Source organism: Nonomuraea sp. NPDC059007 (assembly GCF_042740555.1).
In the GTDB taxonomy this organism is placed as follows: Bacteria; Actinomycetota; Actinomycetes; order Streptosporangiales; family Streptosporangiaceae; genus Nonomuraea.
The window spans coordinates 1-5,567 of sequence record NZ_JBHYJD010000111.1 but is presented as its reverse complement, the minus strand read 5'-3'; the positions used below and the strand labels follow the sequence as shown (position 1 = coordinate 5,567).

The following is a 5,567-nucleotide window of genomic DNA, read 5'->3' as shown; positions in this document are numbered from 1 at the left end:
CCGATACGACAAACGCGCCTACATCTTCCACGGCACCGTCACCCTGGCAGCGCTGGCCATCTGGCTCCGCACCTGATCTAAGAAACAGCTCCTAGTACTCCAGTGACACTTCGCGATCTTGAGGCGTTGAGGTCACATGGCGACGGCCACCGCGTGATCATTCGGAGTTTGTGAGAACAGCCAAAGATCGTGCGGTGGCCGCGGGCCACAGCGTAGACCCTGACCGCTGGATGGTCATCTTCAACGAGCTGATGGCCCGGATCGCCGGCCGGTTCGGCCGTGTCGAACCACGCCGCGCCGCCACCGCCTACGTCCGCGCTCTGCTGGCCGACATCGACCGCAAGAACTGCTGGAACCTGGCCGAACACGCTGGACTTCTCGGTCCGCAGGCGCTGCAGCGGCTGCTGCGCACCGCCCGCTGGGACGCCGATCAGGTGCGCGATGACCTTCGTGATTTCGTCCTCGACCGGCTCGGCCCCGACGGCGTGCTGATCGCCGATGAGACCGGCTTCGTCAAGAAGGGCACCGCCTCGGCCGGGGTGCAGCGGCAATACAGCGGCACCGCGGGCCGGATCGAGAACTGCCAGATCGGCGTGTTCCTGGCCTACGCCACCCCGGCCGGGCGAGCGCTGCTGGACCGGCGCTCTACCTGCCCGAGCACACCTGGCTGGCCGACCCTGATCGCTGCCAGGCGGCCGGTATCCCAGACGAGACCGCCTTCGCCACCAAGCCCGCCCTGGCCACCGCCATGATGCCGGCGGCACTCGAGGCCGGCGTGCCCGCCCGCTGGATGACCGGCGATGAGGTCTACGGCCAAGACCCACGCCTGCGCGCCGCTCTGGAGGAGCATCAGATGGGTTACGTGCTGGCCATCGCGGGCAACCGGCGGGTCGACCTCGACGGCGCCCCACTCACTGCAGCCGAGGTGGCGGCACGGGTGGCCGACCGGCACTGGCATCGCTACCGCGCCGGCCAGGGCGCCAAAGGCCCACGCTGGTATGCCTGGGCCTGGGCCCGCATCGACGAGCCCGAGACCCACGGATACCGGTGGTTACTGATCCGGCGCAACCTGACCACCGGCGAGCTGGCCTTCTACCGCTGCTACGCCCCCACTCGCCAGCCGCTGACGGCCCTGGTCAAGAAAGCCGGTATCCGCTGGGCAGTGGAGGAGACCTTTCAAGCCGCCAAGGGCCAGGTCGGGCTCGACCACTACCAGGTCCGCGGCTGGACAGCCTGGCACCGGCACATCACCCTGGCCATGCTCGCCCTGGCCCTGCTGACGGCCATCGCCACCGCACAGCCACCCGGCACCGACGACCGCACCCCCCTGACGCTCCCCGAAATCCGCCGACTACTGGCCGCACTCACCCTGACCACCACCCACACGATTGCGGACATCCTGTCCTGGTCCGACTGGCGCCGCCGTCATCAGGCAACAGCCCGGCACTACCACTACCAGCGCAGATCCCAACCATGATCGCGAAGTGTCACTGGAGTACTAGGTGGCGGGCCTGGGCCAGGCGGTATTGCCCCGGGGGCAGGCCGTGAGCGGCGCGGAAGGTGCGGCTGAAGTCGCTGGCGCTGGCAAAGCCCCAGCGGGCGGCGATAACCGCGACCGGACGGCCGGCCAGCGCCGGGTCGGCGAGGTCGCGGCGGCAGCGTTCCAGTCTGCGCTGCCGGATCCAGGCCGCCGCGGTCAGGCCTTGGTCGTGGAAGAGCTGGTGCAGGGAGCGCAGGGAGATGTGGTGGGCGGCCGCGATCGTGGCCGGCGACAGCCAGGACGCGCCCAGGTGCTGCAGGATGAAGGCTTGGATGGTGGTGAGCAGCGCGTGCCTGCGAGCCTCGGGTGTCGGCCATCGATCGGCGCCGAGTTCGCGGGCCAGCCGTACGGCCAGCACCTCCAGCGCGGTCGCCGATAGGCGGGCCGCCTCGGCGGGACTGAAGTGGTCGATGTCGCGGGCCAGTTGCATGAGGAACTGCGAGGTCAGCGCGCCCACCCCGGCGGTGGCGGGAAAGCAGGTCGCGGTCAGGTGCCGAAGCTGACGGCGCGAAAGCGGCAGCAGCGACGGTGGGAAGGCAAAGGTGAGCACCCGCGTGGGCTCGTGCACGCCGACCCCACAGCTCACCTCGTACGGGCGGCGAGTGTCGTAGAAGGCGAAGCCAGCCGGGCCCAGCAACGCCTGCCGGCCGTCCTGCTCCACCACTGAGGAGCCGTTCGCGCGCACCAGCAGCAGCTTCATCAGATCGGGGTCGGCCTGCTCGATCAGCTTGGGAGTGCGGCGCACCGTGATCGGCAGGATGTCCATGGCCACTACCGTCATGGCCCCCAGGCCATTGACCCGCAGCACGCCCAGATAGTCCCGGTGATGCTCGGAGCGGCAGTCCATCGGCACCCACGTCGAAGCCGTGAGATCTTGCGTGAACTGAAGCCGGTCAGCCGGCGGTACCTGCTCGGTGCGGATCAGCGTGCTCATCGCTGTCACATCCAAGGGGAAAGGGTGCCCTCGCCGAGCTTACGCCGGATCCTGCTCTGCGCGCATTGCCAATGCTTCTGCGTCGGGTGCCATGGCTGGTGAAAGCCGCTCGGCGCATCGTGAACAGATCCACGCGCTCCCCTCCGCGGATGAACGGGCCGGGGGTACGCATACTCAAAGCAGGCCCGCCGCGTAATCATGAACAGACCAGGAGCATGGCTGATGGCCATCACATCGACGATCCTGCTTCTCACCAGCGCGGCCTCCGCCGTCACGGCGAAGAAGGCCGGCTCGGGCACTGATCACAGCAAACGGAGCTACAACGGCCAAGACGTCGCGCAAAGCGGTTGCCGACGGGTCACGCTCACCCGCTATCCCGGGACCTCCCTCCCGCGTATACGTCTGGGCTACGTCACGTTCGGCGTGCGCGTCTGTCCAACGAAGAAGCCGGGATCATGGCGGCTCGACTCCGACAGCGGCACCAACGCAACCGGCGACCTCTATCGAGCACGGATCAACGGCGACGTCCTGCGGATCTCTGCGACAGGGAGCAACAAGTACAATCGCTACGCCCGCTACGAAGGGATCGTGAAAGTCCAGCGGTGCCTAGAACCCCCTGTCGTAGGGCGGCTGTGCCCACAAAGATGCGTGATCAAGATATGGTTCACCATCACGGCTGACAAGAAGACCAAAAAGGTCACCTTGTGGTACCACCGCTCCCAGCGCTACGGGGCCATGATCCCCCCGATCACGCTGTATGGCACTCCTGGCTGAGTACGGCGGCCGCGCCAGGTTGAGCAGCAGCTTGTACCCGGCGTCGATCGCGACCCCCAGATCAGCGGCCCGGCGCACACCCGCACCAGTCGCACCTCACGCGCGGGAAGCCCGCCCGCCAGATGCGCCAACAACCCCCGCGCCGGAGCACGGCGCGGGGGTGCCCTTCAGCAGCCGCCCCACGACCAGTACTTCGTGCACTGCCCCTGCCAGCGATAGAACGAGGTCACCCCGGCCAGCCGCGCCTCCAGCGTGCCCGCCGACGGCCCACCCACCCCGGCCGCGGCCGCAGGCAGAGCGGTGACCAGCTCAGCCGATGCGCCTCCAGCAACTCCTCTACCGGCCCCACCGTGCCGAAACCGGCGTCCCGGAGGCGTGGCCTATACCTCCAGCAAGCAGGCGATCAAGGGCATCGTGGAGGCCGCCTCCATGGATTACGGCCCCCAAGGGAACAGGATCAACGCCATCGCCCCGGGCACGACCGACACCGCACTGGTGCGCCCCGCATCCCTGCCCGACGCGATCTGGACGGCCTTCAAACGCGCCTGGGGCCCGCGCAACGCCTCAGGCCTGCACCGGATGGCCTCGCCCGAGGAGATCGCCCGATCCGTGCTCCCGCGGGCGACCGACGAATTCTCCTACATGGCAGGCTCGACCGTCCTGGTCGGCGGGGCGCCGTTCGGCGGCGGCCCCATGAACATGCCGCCCGGCTTTCCCGCAGGCTGATCGCCACAACCTGCCGGCGCGTCATGGCCGGTTCAGGCGTGGGTGAGTGCTCGGGTGGAGGCTTCGAGGAGGTCTCCCAGAGCGGTGCGGGCTTGGGTGAGGTCGGCTATGCGGGAGTCCAGTTCGGCGTACTGGAGTTTGAGGTGGTCGAGAACACAGGCCTGCAGTTCGGTGCCGACGCCGACAAAGCAGGGCATGAGCTCGCGGATGACCTTGGTAGGGAGCCCGGCGGCGAGCAGGGTGCGGATGCGGGCAACGGCGGCGGGGGCCTCGGGATCGTCATGGCGGTGGCCGCCTTCACTGCGGCGGGAGGTGAGCAGTCCCTGGGCCTCGTAATGGCGAAGGAGACGTACGGCCACGCCTGTTTCGCGGGACAACGCCCCGATCTTCATGTGACCCACCTCATAGGGGAGCGGCTTGAATCTGACATCCATGTCACTTCCTAACGTTGAGCACATGACGATGACCTCGACTGCACCAGCACCCGTTTCGCTCTACGGGTTCCTGACCCCGAAGCCCGGACACGCCGACGAGTTCAGGAAGCTCCTGACGGACCTCGTCGAGCCGTCCCGAGGGCACGAGGGCAACCTTCAGTACCACCTTCACGAGCAGGAGGACGGCCGATTCTTCCTCTACGAGGTCTGGCATTCGCAGAAGCACCTCGACCGGCACAACGAGACCCCACTGTTGCGTGTCTTCACGGACAAACTGCCCGAGCACATCGAAGGAGCGCCTGAGGTCTACTTCGGCGCGATGATGAGTCCCCATCCGGACATCGTGGCCTGACCGGGCTGTCGGCCAGGCCGTACCCGCGGCCGCGCGAAGCGGACAGCATGACACCCACCCCTAGCGCAACCGGATCACCAGCGAGCGCGATCCAGGGTTCTCAAGCGAACTGGCTGGCCAGCTTTATGCGGGCAGGTGACTCATGTGGGGCAAGTGACACCGGCCGTTGCTGGTACCACCTGACATTTCCAGCGGCTGTTTCGTCAGACATGCAAACACCGGGCCGCAAGGCCTGAAGTAACGACAAGCACGGAGGGCTCATGTTCGCCGTCTACGCGACGATCACCATCTTCGCCTCGCTGCTGTTCGGTAGCGCGTCCGTCGTCTACCTGATCGGTCACGAATTCCCGAAGGCCCAGCTGGACATGAAGCGCCTGCCGCGATCGTGGGCACCCGTCCTGGGTGCGATGCTGGCGTTGGGCTCTTTGGGGTTGCTGGGCGGATTCGCCATCCCCATGCTGGGGACTCTGGCTGGCTACAGCCTCGTGATGTACTTCGCCGGCGCGCTCCTTGCGCACCTGCGTGTGGGCTCCCGCAATCTTGGAAACTGGGCCTTGTTCTTCGTTACCGCAGTGGCCGCACTGGGCGCGAACCTGCTCTACCACTGGTGGTGATCCCCGGAGACGGCGTCCTCCTCCCACACCCGGCCCCGGCCCCAAGGTGGTCACTTATGTCGGGATACTCGTGCTCGCTCGCGTCGCAGGGGGTTCTCAGAGTGCGTTACGCGAGCTGATGTCCCTTTCGTCGTTGCGATTGGATGAGGTCTGCTGGTCGGCGGGGCATTGTTCGGTCTACGGGCGCGGCTGA

General features: G+C 67.2%; 6 protein-coding genes and 1 pseudogene. 5 read left to right on the top strand and 2 right to left on the bottom strand.

The window, feature by feature from the left end:
* Positions 1-251 precede the first annotated feature (251 nt).
* Positions 252-1,477: pseudogene (locus ACFWY5_RS57820) on the top strand (IS701 family transposase).
* 10 nt (positions 1,478-1,487) lie between these two features.
* Here ACFWY5_RS57820 and ACFWY5_RS57815 read toward each other — a convergent pair.
* Positions 1,488-2,474, bottom strand: coding sequence for a helix-turn-helix domain-containing protein (locus tag ACFWY5_RS57815; RefSeq protein WP_379640380.1), 987 nt, complete (start codon positions 2,472-2,474; stop codon positions 1,488-1,490).
* 222 nt (positions 2,475-2,696) lie between these two features.
* On the opposite strand from ACFWY5_RS57815, the gene ACFWY5_RS57810 reads away from it, so the two are divergent.
* Both ACFWY5_RS57810 and ACFWY5_RS57805 read left to right on the top strand, forming a co-directional pair.
* Positions 2,697-3,248 carry a hypothetical protein gene (locus tag ACFWY5_RS57810; RefSeq protein ID WP_379640379.1) on the top strand — a complete coding sequence of 184 codons (552 nt, stop codon included), beginning with the start codon at positions 2,697-2,699 and terminating at the stop codon, positions 3,246-3,248.
* A gap of 252 nt (positions 3,249-3,500) precedes the next feature.
* Positions 3,501-3,974 carry an SDR family oxidoreductase gene (locus ACFWY5_RS57805; RefSeq protein WP_379640378.1) on the top strand — a complete coding sequence of 158 codons (474 nt, stop codon included), beginning with the start codon at positions 3,501-3,503 and terminating at the stop codon, positions 3,972-3,974.
* A 32-nt stretch (positions 3,975-4,006) separates the two neighbouring features.
* Here ACFWY5_RS57805 and ACFWY5_RS57800 read toward each other — a convergent pair whose 3' ends face one another.
* Complete coding sequence (locus tag ACFWY5_RS57800) at positions 4,007-4,408, bottom strand: MerR family transcriptional regulator (protein ID WP_379640377.1); 402 nt, start codon at positions 4,406-4,408, stop codon at positions 4,007-4,009.
* Positions 4,409-4,430: 22 nt separating this feature from the next.
* Between ACFWY5_RS57800 and ACFWY5_RS57795 the strand changes: the two genes are divergently transcribed.
* Positions 4,431-4,760, top strand: a complete 330-nt coding sequence (locus ACFWY5_RS57795) for a putative quinol monooxygenase (RefSeq protein ID WP_379640376.1) — start codon at positions 4,431-4,433, stop codon at positions 4,758-4,760.
* Between the two features lie 260 nt (positions 4,761-5,020).
* Positions 5,021-5,374 (top strand): DoxX family protein, encoded by a 354-nt coding sequence (locus tag ACFWY5_RS57790; RefSeq protein WP_379640374.1) that lies wholly within the window; start codon positions 5,021-5,023, stop codon positions 5,372-5,374.
* Positions 5,375-5,567 lie beyond the last annotated feature (193 nt).

Excerpts from the sequence above, each read along its gene's own strand:
- ACFWY5_RS57815 (WP_379640380.1), bottom strand. The coding sequence starts at position 2,474 with ATGAGCACGCTGATCCGCACCGAGCAGGTACCGCCGGCTGACCGGCTT.
- ACFWY5_RS57810 (WP_379640379.1), top strand. The coding sequence starts at position 2,697 with ATGGCCATCACATCGACGATCCTGCTTCTCACCAGCGCGGCCTCCGCC.
- ACFWY5_RS57800 (WP_379640377.1), bottom strand. The coding sequence starts at position 4,408 with ATGGATGTCAGATTCAAGCCGCTCCCCTATGAGGTGGGTCACATGAAG.
- ACFWY5_RS57795 (WP_379640376.1), top strand. The coding sequence starts at position 4,431 with ATGACGATGACCTCGACTGCACCAGCACCCGTTTCGCTCTACGGGTTC.
- ACFWY5_RS57790 (WP_379640374.1), top strand. The coding sequence starts at position 5,021 with ATGTTCGCCGTCTACGCGACGATCACCATCTTCGCCTCGCTGCTGTTC.